Origin of the sequence: Promicromonospora sp. NPDC052451, from assembly GCF_044547525.1 — a bacterium.
Classification (GTDB): Bacteria; Actinomycetota; Actinomycetes; order Actinomycetales; family Cellulomonadaceae; genus Promicromonospora.
Genome location: NZ_JBIUAP010000002.1, coordinates 42,284 through 59,109, shown reverse-complemented (window position 1 = coordinate 59,109; position 16,826 = coordinate 42,284). Strand labels below are relative to the sequence as shown.

The window sequence follows — 16,826 nt, the reverse complement described above, 5'->3', positions numbered from 1 at the left end:
GGCCGCCGAACAAGTCCTCGCGAACGCCAACCCTCAGGGAACCTCAAGGACGAGCTTCTAGATCGACGGCCGATCGGGCAGTTCCCGTTGGCTCTCTCGCTCCCCGGTGAGGCCGGAGTACGACTGCCGCCCTTCTAGCGCTGTCCGGGGCTGCAAGGCAGCGCGCACACGCTTGAGCTGGTCACGCTGGGTCAGCGTGGTGGGTGGCCCGCCAAGCAAGCTGTTTTCGGTTACTTCGTATATGTCCCGGTAGGCGGCCACAGCGATGACGGTAGCCTGCCAGTCAGGCGCACCGTGCCCCTGTGGGCGTGGCGGCAGGCGCCGAGGCCAGACTTCGCCGTTGTGTAGCGCGTTCTCGGCGAGTGTGCGCGCGCGGTGTTCGATGAGTTCAGCGCGGCGGTCGAGTGCTTCGCGTACGTCGTCCGGCAGTGGTCCCTGGGCTCGTGGGATGAGGCCGACGATCCGGTTCCGCCCGATGTTGGCGTGTGTGGCTGCGTGGGTGAGTCGGTCGTGCAGGACGGCAGCGATGTCGTCGGCGTCGTAGAGGCTTCGTGCGGCGGCGAGCCGGGGCAGGAGGCGTTCGACGTGGTGTCCGTCCGCTTCAGCGCGGCGTAGCTCCGCACACAGCGCCCCGAAGGCGTCGGAGTCCACGGCCTGGGCAATAGCGTCCCTCGTAAGGCCCTCTCCGGCGAGGGTGTGCGCGACCAGGCGTGTCCAGCGGGGTCGTTGGGCGTGGTTGGCGATGGTGTCGTACTCGGCGGCGAGCTGCGCGATCGATCCCCAGTGGTGTTCTTCGTCGCGGCGGGCCTGGTGTGCGGAGGGCTCGGCACCGATCCGGTGCAGGATGCCGGTCAGGATGGTGCGGGCGGCGTCGAGGTCGGGCCGGTCGGGGTCGAGGTCCGCGCCGATGGTGTGCTGGTGGTTCTGGTTGCGGTCGGGCTGGTCGACGGGCACAAATACGGTGTTCGCGTGGCGGCCTCGGGTGAGGGCGACGTACAGGTTCTCCCGGGCCATGGTGGGGCTGGCGATGGTGTGCGCGGTGTCCACGGTCAGCCCCTGGGCACGGTGCGCGGTGACCGCGTACCCCAGATCTACGTGCTCGGCCACATACGCGGCAGGCAGGTGGACCATGCCGCCGCTGAGATGCACGCGACCGGTGTTGCGAGTGTCGGTGTGCGTGTCGGGGTCGATCCGCTGGGCGGTGACGGACCCGTCGTGGTGGACGGTGGTGATCTGCCAGCGGTCGCCGTTGCGGACCCATCCGGCCTGTCCGTAGCGCAGGGTGCGGTCGTTACGCCGGGTGACGATCAGGTCCCCGGCCGAGGCCCGCACCCGCCCGGCCAGGCGCACGGTCTGCCCGTCAGAGACGCGGCCGGACAGGACGCGTTCGGCGCGGGCACGCCGGTTGAGGTCGTTCATCGTGCCGTTGTCCGGGACGACCAGCACCGACGACAGTCCCGCGTCGGTGTCGGCCTTCCATGCCGTGTACGCGGCATCGGTCATCGTGTCCGTGTCACCCGCCTGGATGCGGTCATGATCCTGATAGGCCGTCAAGACACTAGGGTCACCGTCACGTAGCCGCAGAGACGCGTGCTTCTCCCAGGCGGCGTGGAAGCGGTGCACCTCGGTCAGCGTCGGCACATCCCCGGTCGTGCGGGCGCGTTCGCCGGTCAGGAGGGTCAGGGCTCCGCCGGTCTCCACGGCGGGGAGCTGCGCGGGATCTCCAACGAGCAGCACCTTCGCGCCGGCCTGCACGGCGGCGAGGGTGAGGCGGTCCAGGGTGTGCGTGCCGGCGAGGGATGCTTCGTCCACGATCACCAGTTGCCCCGCCTCGAACTGGGCGTGGTTGTGGTGGTGGCGGGTGAGCCACATAGCGGTGTTCTCACACTCGATCCCGAGCTCCGTCGCCAGCACGTCAGCAGCAGCCGCGGACGGCGCCAAACCGACGACGGTTCCGGGGCCGTGCTGTCCTTCCCACAGGGTCCGCAGCGCGCGCAGGGTGGTGGTCTTCCCGGTCCCGGCCGGACCCACCAGCAGGTCCAGGCGGCGGCCTGAGCCAGTGACCACTGTGATGGCATCGGCCTGCGAGGTGTCCAGTGCACCGTCGCGCACCCCGTCGTTCAGGACGATCCGCAGCAGGTCGCCGGGCAGGCGGGGTGCGGTGCGGTCATCCATGAGGGCGAGAAGGCGTTTCTCGGCGTCCAGGACGGCCTGGGAGGTGAACACGGTCGAGTGCTTCGGCCGTAGGGAGCTGGTCCCGTCCGCGAGCTGCATCGCGACCGGTGTGGGTGCCAGTTCGGGCGGAGTCAGGGTGACCGAACCGGTCTCGGCTGCCGTGACGATCCGGGTGACGACCTCAACGCGGTCCTGGTGGGTGGTCATGCGCCAGTGCATGGTCTGGCGTTCGGCTTCGGCCCACAGGTTCCAGTGCTTCCAGGTGGCCTTCTTGTCCCCCACCACGCCGAGGACGACGGAGGCGGCCATGTCCACCACCTCTTGGGGGACATCGGCGGCTGTGAACACCTGCCCAGGGTCGGTCAGGGCGGCAGACAGCAAGCCTTGTGCCCACTCGGTGGGGTCCTGGCCGAGGATGCGTCCGGCCCGCTCGCGCCACTGCGCGGTCAACTCCTCCAGCGACTTGATGGTCTTGGGTGGGCGGGTCTCCAGGTTGGCCTGCTCACGCAGCCGGTTGATCGTGCCCGACGACGGGGCACGCCCGTGCTTCTCCCGATACTCGTTGATGAGCTGGTCGGCGCAGTGCTCGATCTCCGCCGAGCGGTTGGAGAACTCCTCGATCAGCTCGTCGCTCACGCCGATGATCTCCATGCGCGGGCTGCGGTCCTTGCCCCGCACACGCCGCTCCCATTGCACACCCAGGGCCGCGGTCAGGCGGTCGGCCAGGACCGCGTTGTAGTGCTCGCTGAACGCTACGTTCGCGTTGAACAACGCCCGCGAGTCCAGCGTGCGCCATTTCCCGTCGATGACCGTGCGGATCTTGTTCGCGATCACCAGGTGCGTGTGCAACTGCGGGTCGTGCGCCCGGGAGTCCCAGTGGTCATACGCGGTGGCGATCACTCCGGTGACCTCGGCTTGCATGATCGACCCGTCCCCGGCGTCGGTCCCCATCCGGGTGGCGGCGATGTGCTCTTCGATGAACCGGACGGTCTCAGCCATTGCCGCCCGATGCGCGCCCAAGATCACGGCCTGCGTGTTGCGGCCGGACAGACCCCACAGCACCGACACTGACTTGGTCGGGGAGAACGTCAGATCGAACCCCGCGACCGCCTTGCGGGGGCCGGCCCAGGTCTCGTCCTGGATGATCGCGTCCACCGCGGCCTTCCGGTCGACCGGACTCAAGTCCGGGTCCAGGGCACTGGTCCGGGTCTCGATCCGCTCCCGCAACGGGGCGATCTTCGGATAGGCCCGCCCGAGGGGTTCGGTCGTGACCGGATCCCGCCCGGCTTCAAGGAGGCGCTGAAGTTTGGGTGGTCGTAACAGGGTCCCCGGCCGTCAGTGCACCGCCGCCGAGGTCGGTCACGCCGCTTCCGAGCCAGTAGCCCTGCGGGGTCCCTACGGCTGTGTAGTACGCGGTGACCGGGTCGAGGCCGAGACCGTCACCCAGGCATGGGGCGTCGCAGTCGGCGTTGGCTACCGACTCGGTCAGGTACTCGGTGCCGTTGCCGACGCTCATCGGATGGATGGTCACCGTCATGACCGAGCACCACCCCGGGGACGTGCGGACGGCGGGCGCGGGCGGGTGCGCGCCCGGGTGCGCACGTGGCGCGCCAACGGCGCCGAATCGCACCAACGCCAACGGCCCCGTCGCTCCTCAACTGCCTGAGGTGTGCTGCGTTTCCTGGCGACCCACAACCCCTCGTTCGTCGCCGCCTGCCTGCACCTAGCCAGCCGCATGCCGCAGCTCGTGCCGCTGCCGCAGTTCCCTGCGCGTGCCGTAGCCGTCCAGTTCGCCGCGCCGTCGCGCTGCTCGTTCGCGCACGCCGGGCAGGACGGAAAAGCGGGCCGGAGCACCCGCCCCACCCCGTGCACCCGGACGATGGCGCGCTCCGCAGCGGCGGCGGACATCTCAGGGCGTAGCGCCGAGACCGACCGACGCGGGCCGATGGCGTTGCCACCAACGAGAACGGGACCCGGACACCGAAGTGTCCGAGCCCCGTTCATCCGCCTATCCCACAAGGAGTCAGGCCATCGTGTGCTTGGCACCAGCCGCCTCCTGCGCAGCCAGCCACGCCAGCACCTTCGAGCGCCGGTAGACCACCCGGCGCGGGCCAAGCCGGAACGACTCCGGGCCATGACCGACGTACCGCCACCAGCGCAGCGTGTTCTCAGGCACACCCAGGAGTTCAGCCACCTCCCGGGTGCGCAGCAACGGATCTGACTCCATGAAGACCACTTCCCCTAGTCGTAGCAAACTTGAAAGTCAAGTACACCACAGTGTCTAGTGGCTGTAAACAAGAATTGCTAGTACGGTTGGTGTATGGCAGAAGAACGAGACATCAACGTCGGCACGAACGTGGCCCGCTACCGGGGACCACGCACCCAGCAAGCCATCGCGGACGCGATGCGCGAACGCGGATGGAAGTGGTCCCAGGCCACCATGTGGGCGATCGAGAAGGGCGACCGGCCCGTGCGCCTGGTCGAGGCCGTTGACCTTGCCGTGGTCCTCCAGATCTCGATCGAGGACCTGCTGGCCATGCCATCGGTCGCGCAGTCCGCCCGCGACGCGATCGACGCCGCCGAGGAAGTCCTAGCCGCGCACCAGAAGGCCGTCCGGGCGATCGACACGCTCAACGAAGCACACGAAGACCTCCGGACAGCCCTCGACCGCGCTTGCGCGTTCCCCGAGTGGCAGCCCGACAAGGTCCAGACGGGCCTGATCGAACAGGCACTCGGGAGCGTGACCGAGACCGTGGCCGACGTCGCGCGCATCCGCAGGGATCGAAGCGTGACAGGCAACACGCAACGCAAGGCGATCGACAACCTGACCAACGCCCATGGCACGGCGTTCTCGCCTGACGCCTGGCGCGCCGAACGCGGCGTGGAGCTGATCGAATCCCACCCGCCCACACCCGAAACGACCTGAAAGAGCCGCACACCCGAGAGGAAGGGACACCGATGGCCTCCATCAAGAAGAGACCGAACGGGAAGTGGCGAGCCCGCTACCGTGACGAAGCCGGCCACGAGCACGCCCGGCATTTCGACCGCAAGACCGATGCCCAGACCTGGCTCGATGAAGTCACGGCGACCATCGTCACCGGGATCTATGCGGACCCACGCGCAGGCCGGGTCACGTTCCAGGCGTACTTCAAACAGTGGGCCGCCCGTCAGGTCTGGGTGAACGGAACCGATCGCGCTATGGCTCTTGCCGTCGCCTCAACCACCTTCACGGACACGCCCATGAAGTCCGTCCAGCGCTCGCATATCGAGGGCTGGATCAAGAAGATGACGACTGACGGCCTGGCGCCGGGAACGGTCAAGACTCGCTACAACAATGTGCGTAGCGTCTTTCGAGCCGCTGTACGAGACAAGATCATCGGAACTGACCCCACGACCGGAGTGACGCTTCCTCGGATGCGGCGTACCGAGCACGCCCTGACCATTCCGACAGCAGAACAGGTCGGAAAGCTGATCGCCTCGGCCGAGTCACCGTTCAAGCCGTTCATCGCGCTGTGCGCGTTTGCGGGGCTTCGACTCGGCGAGGCGGCCGGGGTCAAGGTGGGCGACATCGACTTCCTGGGACGGACGCTTCATGTGACGCGGCAGATCCAGCGCGAAAACGGCCGAAAGATCGAGATCAGGCCGCCGAAGTACGGATCCGAGCGCGACGTCTACATCCCCGACGAGCTGACGACGATGCTCTCAGCCCACATCAAGAAGCACGGCACCCACGGAGACGGATGGCTCTTCGTCGGGGCAGGTGACGACCCACCGCACCAGAACACCGTGGGCTATCGCTGGCGCACGACCGTCGCCAAAGCCAAGGTCACCGGCTTCACGCTCCACGACCTCCGGCACTTTTACGCGTCGGGCCTGATCGCCGAGAACTGCGACGTCGTCACCGTCCAGCGGGCGCTCGGACATGCGTCCGCCACGACCACGCTCCGCACGTACGCCCACCTGTGGCCGACAGCGGAGGATCGCACCAGGCGCGCCGCGGGCTCTCTCATGCAAACCGCACTCGCTCCTACTGCGGACTCCTCGCGGACTGCCAAGGCGTAAAACGCCCTGACCTGCACCTAATACCGCAGGTCAGACGTTGAACCGGAACTCCACCACGTCCCCGTCCTGCATCACATAGTCCTTGCCCTCGATCCGCGCCTTCCCGGCCGCCTTCGCCGCCGCGACCGACCCGGCCTCGACCAGGTCCTCGAACGAGATGACCTCGGCCTTGATGAAGCCCCGCTCGAAGTCGGTGTGGATCACACCGGCCGCCTGCGGTGCCGTCCAGCCCTTGTGGATGGTCCAGGCGCGGGCCTCCTTCGGGCCGGCCGTGAGGTAGGTCTGCAGACCGAGGGTCTCGAAGCCGACCTTCGCGAGCTGGTCCAGGCCCGACTCGTCCTGGCCGGTCTCGGCCAGCATCTCCGCGGCCTCCTCGGGCTCCAGCTCGACGAGCTCCGACTCGAACTTGGCGTCCAGGAAGATCGCCTGCGCGGGGGCGACCACCTTGCGCAGCGCCTCCTGCGAGGCGGTGTCCGCCAGGCCGGCGTCGTCGGTGTTGAAGACGTAGATGAACGGCTTGGCCGTCATGAGCTGCAGGCTCGCGATCTCGGCGAGGTCCAGGCCGGCGTCGGCGGCGCCCTGGTACAGCGTGATGCCCTTGTCCAGGATCTCCTGGGCCTTCTTCGCGGCCGCGTACAGGACGGGGTCGCCGCGCTTGATCTTGACCTCCTTCTCCATCCTCGGCAGCGCCTTCTCGAGGGTCTGGAGGTCGGCCAGGATCAGCTCGGTGGAGATGGTCTCGATGTCGCCGGGGGCGTCGGCCGAGCCCTCGACACGCACCACGTCCGGGTCGTCGAAGGCACGCGTGACCTGGCAGATCGCGTCGGCCTCGCGGATGTTGGCGAGGAACTTGTTGCCCAGGCCCTCACCCTCGGACGCGCCCTTGACGATGCCCGCGATGTCCACGAACGACACCGTGGCCGGCAGGATCCGCTGGCTGTCGAAGATCTCGGCGAGCTTGTCCAGCCGCTCGTCGGGCAGCGAGACCACCCCCACGTTGGGCTCGATCGTGGCGAACGGGTAGTTCGCCGCGAGCACCTGGTTGCGGGTCAGAGCGTTGAAGAGGGTGGACTTGCCGACGTTGGGCAGGCCGACGATGCCGATAGTGAGAGCCACGTCGCGCAAGTTTACGTGGACTCGGGCGACGGGGCGGCGCCCGCGTCGATGAGGTCCAGGTCCCGCGTGGCGAACGAATGGTGCTCCCACTCCTCGGACAGCACCACCCCGATGCACTTGCCGACGGTGAACGGCTCCGACTGGTCCATCCACGGCGGCGGCGCGGCCGGGCTGCCGGCCTCTTCGGGCGTGAGCGCGGCGAGGACGTCGCGGACCTCCTGCACCCGCTGCCGCCTGACTTCGAGCACCTCGTCGTACGACGGCGCAGCCGCAGGGTCGATCCCGATCGAACCCGCCCGCGACGAGAACTGCGAGTGTGGAACGCCGGCCGGCCAGAACACGTCGGCGTCCCGCCTGCCCTGCGCACCCCAGCGCAGCCAGCCGTCCGTGCAGCACACGAGGTGGCGCAGGGTCTGCGCGAACGACCACTCGTCGTCGACCGACACGTCCACCGTGCCCGCCGGCATCGACGCGACCCGCTCGTACGTGGACTCCCACATCTGGGCATAGGCGTCCAGGGCCGCGCGGAGCCCGGCCACGGTGCGGTCCTGGAGCAGGGCACGCTCCGGATGGCGTCTGTTCAGCTCGGCCTCGACCAGCGGCGCCACCTCCACGCCGTTGACCCGCAGCCCGTAGATCGCCCCGTCGATGTCGGCGTCGACGAGCTCCACGCCCCGCATCCGGACGCCGTTGAGCACGGCCTCACGGAACTGGGCACCGCTCATGTCGACGTCACGGAAGTGCGCCCCGCGCAGGTCCTCGCCCTCGATGTGCCTCATGACACGGACGCTACGCCGGACCACTGACACACCGTGGCCCGGCAGCGACCGTCACGGGAACGACTGGACCTGCTGGAGCAGCTCCGGCAGGCGCCTGTCGTACACGCGGGCCCCGAACCGCACCCCGAGAACGAGCATCAGCGCCCCGTAGAGCACGCCCAGCACCAGCGTGGCGACACCCCACACCGCGCCGCCCAGCACCAGCGCCGCGATCCCCACCGCGAGCACGGGGACGGACAGCCCCAGGGTGATCACGAACCCGAGCCCCTGGGAGACCAGCGTGGCGACCGCAGCTCCCTGCGGGGACTTGAGGGGGCTCTCCCCCGGCTTGGCCACCGGGTACACGAGCCGCGCCGAGACCGCGCACGACACCGCGGTACTGACCAGCAGGAGCCCGAGGGCCAGCCCCAGCAGAGGCAGCAGCAGGTGCCAGGAGTCGGCCACCCAGACGGTGGCCACCACCGTGATCGCCGCGACCAGCGGGGCCACCAGCAGCATCGGGATGGCCCGGCCCCAGCGGTCCGCCTTGCCGTCGACGCCCGCGGCGACGTGCAGCGCGAACGCGGTGTAGTCGTAGCCGATGTCGTTCGAGATGCTGAAGCCGAGGATCCACGCCACGAACGGGCCGGTGGCCAGCAGCATGAAGTAGTTGCCGGTGCTCTGCGTAGTGAAGTAGATGATGACCGGCAGCAGCGGCACGACGGCGATGGACCCGGAGTAGCGCGGGTCGCGCAGCCAGTAGGTGGCGGTGCGCGCGGCGACGCCCCAGGTGGGCGAGAACCGCACCAGGCCGAACGCGCCCAGGCCCTTCGCCCGGCCGCCCCCGCCGTCTCCGACGGGCGGGCTGACCAGGGCCCTGCCCAGCGCCCGGTCCCAGACCAACCAGCCCAGGGCGATGGTGCCGAGCGCCACGGCGAGCCGGCCGGCCAGGCCGAGCCAGTCGCCGTCGTGCGCCGTGCTCGCCAGCGACCATGCCGCGCCGAACGGCGTCCAGCCGACGACGCCGGCCGCCTGCTCGAACATCGGCCGGAGCTGGTCGCCGACGCTGCCGTCGACCGAGACCTCGAACCCGTTGGAGAGCGACGAGATGAGCGGGCCGATCATCACGACCAGCACCAGCGCGACGATCATGACCACCTCGCGGTAGCGCCGCGACTCCAGCACGGGTGCGAGCGCCGTCGTGATGGCCCGGGACCCGATGACGCACGTGGCCACCCCCAGCACCGCGCCGATGAGTGCGACCAGGAGCACGCCCGGTTCCAGCACCCAGGCGAAGGCGGTGCCCAGCGCGAGGAGCACCGTGGCGAACCCCGGCACCGAGATCAGCCCCGCGACGGCCAGTCCCGCCACGAGCGTGCGCCGCGGGATGGCGAAGGTGGTGAACCGGTGCGGGTCCAGGGTCGCGTCCACCCCGAAGGCGAAGATCGGGATGATCCACCAGCCCAGCACCGTGAGCGCCCCGCCCAGCGTGATGGCCAGACCGGCCCAGGCCGGGTCCTCCAGGAAGGCCAGCCCGCCCACGAGAGCCAGCAGGGTGCCGACGACGCCCAGCGCGTACAGCGACGCGATGATCAGGCCGATCGTCTGCCACACGCTCTTGCGGAACGTGTTGCCCATGAGGGTCAGCTTGAGGGTCAGGAACCGCGCAACCACGAGAGCCCCTCCGAGTGCTGACGGCCGCCGACGAGGTCCACGAACCGGTCCTCCAGGGTCTGCTCGCCGCGCACCTCGTCCACGGTGCCCGCGGCCAGCACGTGCCCGCCGGCCAGGACGGCGACGTGGTCGCACATGCGCTGCACCAGGTCCATGACGTGGCTGGAGACGATCACGGTGCCGCCGTTCGCCACATAGCCCTTGAGGATGTCGCGGATGTTGGCGGCGCTGACCGGGTCGACCGCCTCGAACGGCTCGTCGAGCACCAGGGTGCGCGGGGCGTGGATCATCGCGCTGCCCAGGGCGATCTTCTTGGTCATGCCGGCCGAGTAGTCCACGACGAACGTGTCCGCGTCGCCGGCCAGGTCGAACGCCTGCAGCAGGTCGGCGGTGCGCTCGACGACCGTCTCCTTGTCCATCCCCCGCAGCATCCCGGCGTAGGTCAGGAGCTGGCGGCCGGTCAGGCGGTCGAACAGGCGCACGCCGTCGGGCAGGATGCCGAGCGTGGCCTTGGCCTCGTCGGGGCGTGCCCACAGGTCCACGCCGTGCACCCAGGCCGAGCCGAAGTCCGGCCGCAGCAGGCCGGTCGCCATGGAGAGCATCGTGGTCTTGCCCGCGCCGTTGGGGCCGACCAGGCCGTAGAACGAGCCCGCGGGCACGTCCAGGTCGACGCCGGAGACGGCGATCTTCTGGCCGAACCGCTTCCAGAGGCCGCGCACGCTGAGCGCCGCGGTCGGGTCGTGCGGGGGAGGTTCGGGAGCGCCCTGGGTCCCTGTGCTGCCCGGAGGTGCGGGGATCGTCATGGCACCCAACGTAGCCGGGACCTCGGACATCGTGGATCCGACGCGGGGATGAGTGCGGGCGAGAAACCAGGTCCACCTGTGGACGGAGAATCCGGCGGCCGCGGGCCGCCAACCACAAACCGGGCGATTCCGGCCGCCCGGGGTGTCAGCGTGCCGGAGTGTCGGTGGCTCGTGGCAGCCTGTCGCTCATGGACATCGCCGCAACGATTCTGCTGGCCCTCGGCGCCCTCCTCGTGGGCGCGCTGCTGGGGTGGCTCGGTCATGCGCAGCGCATCGCGCCCGCCCAGCGTGAGGCCGACCTGGAGACCGCGCGCCTGCGTGCCCAGGCCGAGTCCGCCGCGGCGCAGATCGCCGCCGCGCACGAGCGGGCCGAGGAACAGGTCGCCGCAGCACGCGAGCGTGCCGCCGAGCAGATCGCCGCGGCGCGTACCGAGCAGGAGAACGCCCGGCGGCAGTTCCAGGCGCTCGCCGGGGACGCGCTGGACGCCAACAGCAAGCGCTTCCTGGAGCTCGCCGAGGAGCGGCTCAAGCGGTCGGCGTCGGCCGGCGAGCAGGCGCTCGCGCAGCGGGAGGCAGCCGTGAAGTCGCTGGTCGACCCGCTGACCAAGGCCGTGGAGCTCGTACGCACCGAGGTGCTCCAGGCGGAGAAGGCACGGATCGAGGGGCAGGGGGCGCTCGTGGAGCAGATGCGCAACGTCGCCGAGGTGTCGGCGGACCTGCGCAACGGCACCGCCGACCTGGTCACGGCACTGCGCTCCTCGCAGACCCGCGGGGCGTGGGGCGAGCTCCAGCTCCGCAAGGTGGTCGAGTCCGCGGGCATGATCAACCGCGTCGACTTCACCGAGCAGGCCCAGGTGACCAGCGAGGACGGCACGCTCCGTCCGGACATGGTGATCAACCTCGCGGGCGGCAAGCGGGTGGTGGTCGACTCGAAGGTGGCCTTCCTCGGCTTCCTGGAGGCCCAGCAGTCGGACGACGCCGCCTACCGCGAGCAGCGGCTCGACGCGCACGTGCGGCACATGCGCAAGCACGTGGACGACCTGGCCGCCAAGAAGTACTGGAACCAGTTCGAGCCGGCGCCCGAGTTCGTCGTCATGTTCGTGCCCGCCGAGGCGTTCCTGTCGGCGTCGCTGGAGCGGTCGCCGGAGCTGCTCGAGTACGCGGCGCAGAAGAACGTCATCATCGCGACGCCCACCACGATGCTCGCGCTGCTGCGCACGGTCGCGTACGCCTGGCGGCAGGAGTCGCTCGCGGAGAACGCGCAGAAGGTGCTCAGCGTCGGCAAGGAGCTGTACGCGCGTCTGGTCACCATGACGGGCCACGTCACCCGGACCGGCCGCGCGCTGGAGACGGCGACGAAGAGCTACAACCAGATGATCGGCTCGCTGGAGCGCAACGTGCTCACCTCCGCGCGGCGCATGGTCGAGCTCGACGTGGTGGACGAGCGGGACAGCGTGGAGGAGCTCAAGGGGGTCGAGGAGGTGCCCCGTCCCATCACCAAGTCCGAGCTGCTGGCCGCGGACGAGGGCGGGATCGTCGCGATCGACCGCGCTCAGGAGACGGACGGCATCCTGGTGCAGGAGCTGGAGGTCACCGAGCTCGCCGTGACCGACAAGCGCGCGCTGGAGGCGGTCGAGAAGGCGTCGACCGACACCGGCTCCGCCCCCGCCGTCGGCCAGGCTGGCTGACACGGCGACGGCCACGGCCAGAACCGTCGGTAGAACGTCAGGAGGTCGGCCACCCGGGGTGGCCGCCCCCAGACGTTCTACCGGCCACGCGCGGCCCCACAGACCAACCCGGTCCCGGGTCGGCGGGCGGTCTCAGGCCAGCGGGAGCTCCGTGCGGGTCTCGCGACGGGGCCGCTTGGGCTCCTCGCCCGCGGCCTTGAGGCCCGCGCGCAGCTCGCGCGGCAGCGAGAACATCAGGTCCTCGGTGGCCGTCCGCACCTCGTCCACGTGGCCGAAGCCGTGGTCGGCGAGGTGGGCGATGACGTCCTGCACGAGGATCTCGGGCACCGAGGCACCCGAGGTCACGCCGACCGTGGTGACGCCCTCCAGCCACTCGTCCTTGATCTCGGTCTTGCGGTCCACGCGGTAGGACGCCTTGGCGCCCGACTGGAGCGCGACCTCGACCAGCCGCACCGAGTTGGACGAGTTCGCGGAACCGACCACGATCACCAGGTCGCACTCGGGCGCCAGCTTCTTCACCGCGACCTGGCGGTTCTGCGTGGCGTAGCAGATGTCGTCGCTGGGCGGGTCCTGCAGGGACGGGAACTTCTCGCGCAGCCGACGCACCGTCTCCATGGTCTCGTCGACCGACAGGGTGGTCTGCGAGATCCACACGACCTTCTCGGGGTCGCGCACCACGACCTGGTCCACCTCGTCGGGCGAGTTGACGACCTGCACGTGCTCGGGCGCCTCACCGGCGGTGCCCTCGACCTCCTCGTGACCGGTGTGTCCGATCAGCAGGATGTCGTAGTCGTCCTTGGCGAACCGGACCGCTTCCTTGTGCACCTTGGTGACCAGGGGGCAGGTCGCGTCGATCGTGTCGAGGCTCCGTGCCACCGCCGAGGCACGCACCGCAGGCGACACCCCGTGCGCGGAGAACACGAGCCGGCTGCCCTCGGGAACCTCGTCGGTCTCGTTGACGAAGATGGCGCCGCGCTCGCGCAGCGTCTCCACCACGTGCTTGTTGTGCACGATCTCCTTGCGCACGTACACCGGTGCGCCGTACGTCTCCAGGGCCTTCTCGACGGCGACGACCGCACGGTCCACGCCGGCACAGTAGCCGCGCGGGGCGGCCAGCAGGACGCGCTTGGTCTGGGTCTCAGCAGGACGCTCAGGGCTCGTGACGCTCACGGTCGCCAGTCTAGGGGCGGTGTGCGGAGGGCTTGTGTCGGTGGTGGGTGGCAGGGTTGGACACGTGACGGAACCCACCCTGCGGCCCCAGCCCACCGAGCTCCCCGTGAAGGCACTCGACACCACGGCCACCAGCCCGTGGCCGGTCCGCGTGCTGTCGGAGAAGATCAGGGGCTACATCGACAAGATGCCGCCCGTCTGGGTCGAGGGCCAGGTGGTGCAGTTCAACCACCGTCCGGGCTCCGGCATGCAGTGGCTGACCCTCCGCGACACGGATGCGGACGCCTCCCTGCCGGTGACGATCTTCTCCCGTGTGCTCGGCATGCTGCCGCAGCCGCCCGCCGAGGGCGACCACGTCGTCGTGCACGCCAAGCCGGTGTTCTGGACCAAGCGCGGCACGCTGCAGATGCAGGCCAGCGAGATCAAGGCCGTCGGCGTCGGTGAGCTGCTCGCCCGGATCGAAGCGCTCAAGAAGGTCCTCGCGGCGGAGGGCCTGTTCGACCTCGACCGCAAGCGCCGCCTGCCGTTCCTGCCCGCCGTGGTGGGGCTGGTGTGCGGTCGCGAGTCGAAGGCGGAGCACGACGTCGTGGTGAACGCCCGGGCCCGCTGGCCACAGGTACGGTTCGAGATCCGCGAGGTCGCCGTGCAGGGCGTCAACGCGGTGCGCGAGGTGTCGGCCGCGATCGCGGAGCTCGACCAGGACCCGGCAGTGGACGTCATCGTCGTCGCCCGCGGCGGCGGCTCGGTCGAGGACCTGCTGCCGTTCAGCAACGAGTCGCTGGTGCGCGCCGTCGCGCAGGCCCGTACGCCGCTGGTCAGCGCGATCGGGCACGAGACGGACGCCCCGCTGCTCGACCTGGTCGCCGACTACCGCGCCTCGACCCCCACCGACGCCGCGAAGCGCATCGTGCCCGACGTCTCGGAGGAACGGCTCCGGCTCACCCAGGCCCGCAGCCGCATGCGCGGCGCGGTCACGGCGATGCTGGACCGGGAGCAGCACGGCCTCGACGGCGTCCGCTCCCGCCCGGTGCTGGCCGCACCGCAGACCATGCTGGAGTCGCGCGAGCGCGACGTGGTCCAGGCGCTCCGGCACAGCCGCCACGCGCTCAACTCCCTGCTGCTGCAGGCGAGCGGTGAGATCGGTCGGCTCGGCGCCCAGGTCAGGGCGCTCTCCCCCGCCTCCACGCTGGAGCGCGGCTACGCCGTCGTCCAGCGCTCGGACGGCCACGTGGTCCGGCGGCCGGACGACGTCGAGGTCGGCGCCGATCTGCACGTACGCCTGGCGGAGGGAGCACTGGACGCGAGGGTCACGGCCAAGCCCTAGGGCTGCGGGACGGCACCCGAAAGTCTCTCCGGATAACGGCCAGAACCTGACCGCTACCCGCGACACAGTAGGTGTCATGACCGAGAACACCGCCCTCGTCCCCTTCCGCATCGACGTGCCGCAGGCCGACCTCGACGACCTGCACGACCGGCTCGCGCGCACCCGCTGGCCGCTCCCCGTCCCCGGCCGCGAGGACCGGACGGACTTCAGCCGCGGCATCCCGCAGGCGTACCTGCGGGAGCTCGCCGGGTACTGGCGCGACGGCTTCGACTGGCGTGCCCAGGAGGCGCGGCTCAACGAGTGGGAGCAGTACACGACCGTCGTCGACGGGCAGACGTTTCACGTGGTGCACGTGCGCTCGGCCAACCCGCAGGCCACGCCGCTGATCCTGAACCACGGCTGGCCGGGCTCGTTCGTCGAGTACCAGCGGCTGGTCCCGCTGCTGACCGACGCGTTCCACGTGGTCATCCCGTCGCTGCCCGGGTTCGGGTTCTCCACCCCGCTGTCCGGCACGGGCTGGGAGCTGGCGCGGACCACCGCGGCGTACGCCGAGATCATGACCCGGCTCGGGTACCAGCGGTTCGCCGCGCACGGCACGGACATCGGCGCGGGGACCGCCGGCCGCCTCGCGGCGCTCTACCCGGACCGCGTGATCGGCACCCACACCGGCAGCGACGGCCGGGCACTGGCCATGGTCGGCGACAAGTTCCCCTACCCGGACGGGCTGACCCAGGACGAGATCGCCCAGATCGAGGCGGTCCGCGCCACCGACCAGGCCGAGCGTGGCTACTTCGAGATGCAGAACCACCGGCCCGACACCATCGGGCCCGCACTCACCGACTCCCCCGTCGCCCAGCTCGCCTGGATCGCCGAGAAGTTCCAGACCTGGACCAACGGCGCCCACGCCACCCCGGACGAGGCGGTGGACCGCGACCAGCTCCTGACCAACGTCAGCCTCTACTGGTTCACGCGCAGCGGGGCGTCGAGCGCGCAGTTCTACTACGAGTCCGAGCACTCGGGGCTCGGCTGGGTCGCGCCGTCGAACGTGCCCGCCGGCTGGGCCGTGTTCGACACGCACCCGCTCATGCGCCGTGCGCTGGACCCGTGGAACGCGATGAGCCACTTCAGCGAGTTCACCGAGGGCGGCCACTTCCCGGCGATGGAGGAGCCGGCGCTCCTGGCGGCCGACATCCGCGCCTTCTTCGGCGGCCTGCCGTCCGCGTGAGCGCTGCCGGTCAGGAGCGGCGGGCGACGAAGACCCACTCCAGGCCGGGACGGTCCGGGGCGTCCAGCACCTGCTCGACCACGAAGCCGGCGGCGTCCAGCGACTCCTCGATCTCGTCCCGCTCGCGGAAGCGCAGGGTCGAGACCGAGGTGACCACGTCGCCGTCGGGCAGCAGGCCGGGCGGGAAGCGGTAGGTGCCCTGGAAGGTGACCAGCGGGAGGTCCACCTCCAGGAGGTCGTTCCACGTCTCGACCTCGCCGACACCGGGGATGACCCGGCGGGCCGACCGGTGCTCGCGCGTCCAGCCGAGCCAGGCCTGCCGTTCCGGCACGCGGGTCTCGAACACGAGGACGCCGCCGGGCCGGAGTGCGGCGTGGATCGCGGTCAGGGCCCGAGCCCAGTCCTCGTCCCCCGTGAACACCTGCGCCACGTTCCCGGTCATGGTGGCGAGGTCGGCCGCGAGACCGAGGGCCCCGACGGTGTCGGCACCGCCCTCGACCCACCTGACCGCCTCGGCGCCCGGCTTGCCCCGGGCCACCTCCAGGGACGCCGCGGCCGGGTCGACGCCGGTCACCTCCAGCCCTCGCGCGGCGAGCAGCAGGGCCAGCACGCCGGTGCCGCAGCCGACGTCGAGCACCGTCCGCGCACCGAGCCGCTCGGCGAGGCCGACGTAGAGGTCGAGGTCGCCACGGTCGTCGTCGAACGCGTCGTAGAGCCGGGCGAGGCGGGGATCCACGAAGATCGGGTCGGGTGTGGTCATGACCACCATGTTCACCCGTCGCTGGACCGACCCCAAGGCCATTTCGTCACGTACCGTCGTCGGGTCGGGCC

14 protein-coding genes are annotated in these 16,826 nt (G+C 70.2%); 5 read left to right on the top strand and 9 right to left on the bottom strand.

Annotated elements, in window-relative coordinates; all coding sequences use genetic code 11:
• Positions 1 to 57: 57 nt before the first annotated feature.
• From mobF to ACIG47_RS03110, 3 genes are all read right to left on the bottom strand, one after another.
• A complete protein-coding gene (mobF, locus tag ACIG47_RS03120) occupies positions 58 to 3,498 on the bottom strand; it encodes a MobF family relaxase (protein WP_397429988.1) in 3,441 nt (1,146 codons plus the stop codon).
• Positions 3,464 to 3,712, bottom strand: a complete 249-nt coding sequence (locus tag ACIG47_RS03115; RefSeq protein ID WP_397429561.1) for a relaxase domain-containing protein — start codon at positions 3,710 to 3,712, stop codon at positions 3,464 to 3,466. The genes mobF and ACIG47_RS03115 overlap by 35 nt, the downstream gene beginning before the upstream one ends.
• A gap of 486 nt (positions 3,713 to 4,198) precedes the next feature.
• Positions 4,199 to 4,402, bottom strand: a complete 204-nt coding sequence (locus tag ACIG47_RS03110; protein WP_397429560.1) for a helix-turn-helix transcriptional regulator — start codon at positions 4,400 to 4,402, stop codon at positions 4,199 to 4,201.
• Between the two features lie 93 nt (positions 4,403 to 4,495).
• On the opposite strand from ACIG47_RS03110, the gene ACIG47_RS03105 reads away from it, so the two are divergent.
• On the top strand, positions 4,496 to 5,101 hold the full coding sequence (locus ACIG47_RS03105; RefSeq protein WP_397429559.1) for a hypothetical protein: 606 nt from the start codon (positions 4,496 to 4,498) through the stop codon (positions 5,099 to 5,101).
• Between the two features lie 32 nt (positions 5,102 to 5,133).
• A complete protein-coding gene (locus ACIG47_RS03100; protein ID WP_397429558.1) occupies positions 5,134 to 6,237 on the top strand; it encodes a tyrosine-type recombinase/integrase in 1,104 nt (367 codons plus the stop codon).
• 30 nt (positions 6,238 to 6,267) lie between these two features.
• Here ACIG47_RS03100 and ychF read toward each other — a convergent pair whose 3' ends face one another.
• The 4 genes from ychF to ACIG47_RS03080 are packed head-to-tail and all read right to left on the bottom strand — an operon-like array spanning position 6,268 to position 10,588.
• Complete coding sequence (gene ychF, locus ACIG47_RS03095; protein ID WP_397429557.1) at positions 6,268 to 7,353, bottom strand: redox-regulated ATPase YchF; 1,086 nt, start codon at positions 7,351 to 7,353, stop codon at positions 6,268 to 6,270.
• Between the two features lie 11 nt (positions 7,354 to 7,364).
• A complete protein-coding gene (locus ACIG47_RS03090; RefSeq protein WP_397429556.1) occupies positions 7,365 to 8,132 on the bottom strand; it encodes a DinB family protein in 768 nt (255 codons plus the stop codon).
• A gap of 51 nt (positions 8,133 to 8,183) precedes the next feature.
• Entirely contained in the window at positions 8,184 to 9,785 is a 1,602-nt protein-coding gene (locus ACIG47_RS03085) for a hypothetical protein (RefSeq protein WP_397429555.1), read from the bottom strand.
• Positions 9,767 to 10,588 carry an ABC transporter ATP-binding protein gene (locus tag ACIG47_RS03080; protein ID WP_397413967.1) on the bottom strand — a complete coding sequence of 274 codons (822 nt, stop codon included), beginning with the start codon at positions 10,586 to 10,588 and terminating at the stop codon, positions 9,767 to 9,769. Before ACIG47_RS03080 ends, ACIG47_RS03085 begins: the two co-directional genes overlap by 19 nt.
• 188 nt (positions 10,589 to 10,776) lie before the next feature.
• On the opposite strand from ACIG47_RS03080, the gene ACIG47_RS03075 reads away from it, so the two are divergent.
• Positions 10,777 to 12,276 carry a DNA recombination protein RmuC gene (locus tag ACIG47_RS03075; RefSeq protein WP_397429554.1) on the top strand — a complete coding sequence of 500 codons (1,500 nt, stop codon included), beginning with the start codon at positions 10,777 to 10,779 and terminating at the stop codon, positions 12,274 to 12,276.
• Between the two features lie 132 nt (positions 12,277 to 12,408).
• Here ACIG47_RS03075 and ACIG47_RS03070 read toward each other — a convergent pair whose 3' ends face one another.
• Positions 12,409 to 13,446 (bottom strand): 4-hydroxy-3-methylbut-2-enyl diphosphate reductase, encoded by a 1,038-nt coding sequence (locus ACIG47_RS03070; protein WP_397413972.1) that lies wholly within the window; start codon positions 13,444 to 13,446, stop codon positions 12,409 to 12,411.
• Positions 13,447 to 13,510: 64 nt separating this feature from the next.
• On the opposite strand from ACIG47_RS03070, the gene xseA reads away from it, so the two are divergent.
• Both xseA and ACIG47_RS03060 read left to right on the top strand, forming a co-directional pair.
• Positions 13,511 to 14,770: an exodeoxyribonuclease VII large subunit gene (gene xseA, locus ACIG47_RS03065; RefSeq protein ID WP_397413974.1), complete on the top strand. Its 1,260-nt coding sequence runs from the start codon at positions 13,511 to 13,513 to the stop codon at positions 14,768 to 14,770.
• A gap of 76 nt (positions 14,771 to 14,846) precedes the next feature.
• Entirely contained in the window at positions 14,847 to 15,995 is a 1,149-nt protein-coding gene (locus tag ACIG47_RS03060; protein ID WP_397429553.1) for an epoxide hydrolase family protein, read from the top strand.
• Between the two features lie 10 nt (positions 15,996 to 16,005).
• Here the strand turns inward: ACIG47_RS03060 and ACIG47_RS03055 are convergent, their stop codons facing one another.
• Positions 16,006 to 16,755 carry a class I SAM-dependent methyltransferase gene (locus ACIG47_RS03055; RefSeq protein ID WP_397413978.1) on the bottom strand — a complete coding sequence of 250 codons (750 nt, stop codon included), beginning with the start codon at positions 16,753 to 16,755 and terminating at the stop codon, positions 16,006 to 16,008.
• Positions 16,756 to 16,826: the final 71 nt, after the last annotated feature.

Excerpts from the sequence above, each read along its gene's own strand:
- ACIG47_RS03110 (WP_397429560.1), bottom strand. The coding sequence starts at position 4,402 with ATGGAGTCAGATCCGTTGCTGCGCACCCGGGAGGTGGCTGAACTCCTG.
- ACIG47_RS03075 (WP_397429554.1), top strand. The coding sequence starts at position 10,777 with ATGGACATCGCCGCAACGATTCTGCTGGCCCTCGGCGCCCTCCTCGTG.
- ACIG47_RS03115 (WP_397429561.1), bottom strand. The coding sequence starts at position 3,712 with ATGACGGTGACCATCCATCCGATGAGCGTCGGCAACGGCACCGAGTAC.
- ACIG47_RS03060 (WP_397429553.1), top strand. The coding sequence starts at position 14,847 with ATGACCGAGAACACCGCCCTCGTCCCCTTCCGCATCGACGTGCCGCAG.
- ACIG47_RS03055 (WP_397413978.1), bottom strand. The coding sequence starts at position 16,755 with ATGACCACACCCGACCCGATCTTCGTGGATCCCCGCCTCGCCCGGCTC.
- ACIG47_RS03080 (WP_397413967.1), bottom strand. The coding sequence starts at position 10,588 with ATGACGATCCCCGCACCTCCGGGCAGCACAGGGACCCAGGGCGCTCCC.
- ACIG47_RS03105 (WP_397429559.1), top strand. The coding sequence starts at position 4,496 with ATGGCAGAAGAACGAGACATCAACGTCGGCACGAACGTGGCCCGCTAC.
- ACIG47_RS03090 (WP_397429556.1), bottom strand. The coding sequence starts at position 8,132 with ATGAGGCACATCGAGGGCGAGGACCTGCGCGGGGCGCACTTCCGTGAC.
- ACIG47_RS03100 (WP_397429558.1), top strand. The coding sequence starts at position 5,134 with ATGGCCTCCATCAAGAAGAGACCGAACGGGAAGTGGCGAGCCCGCTAC.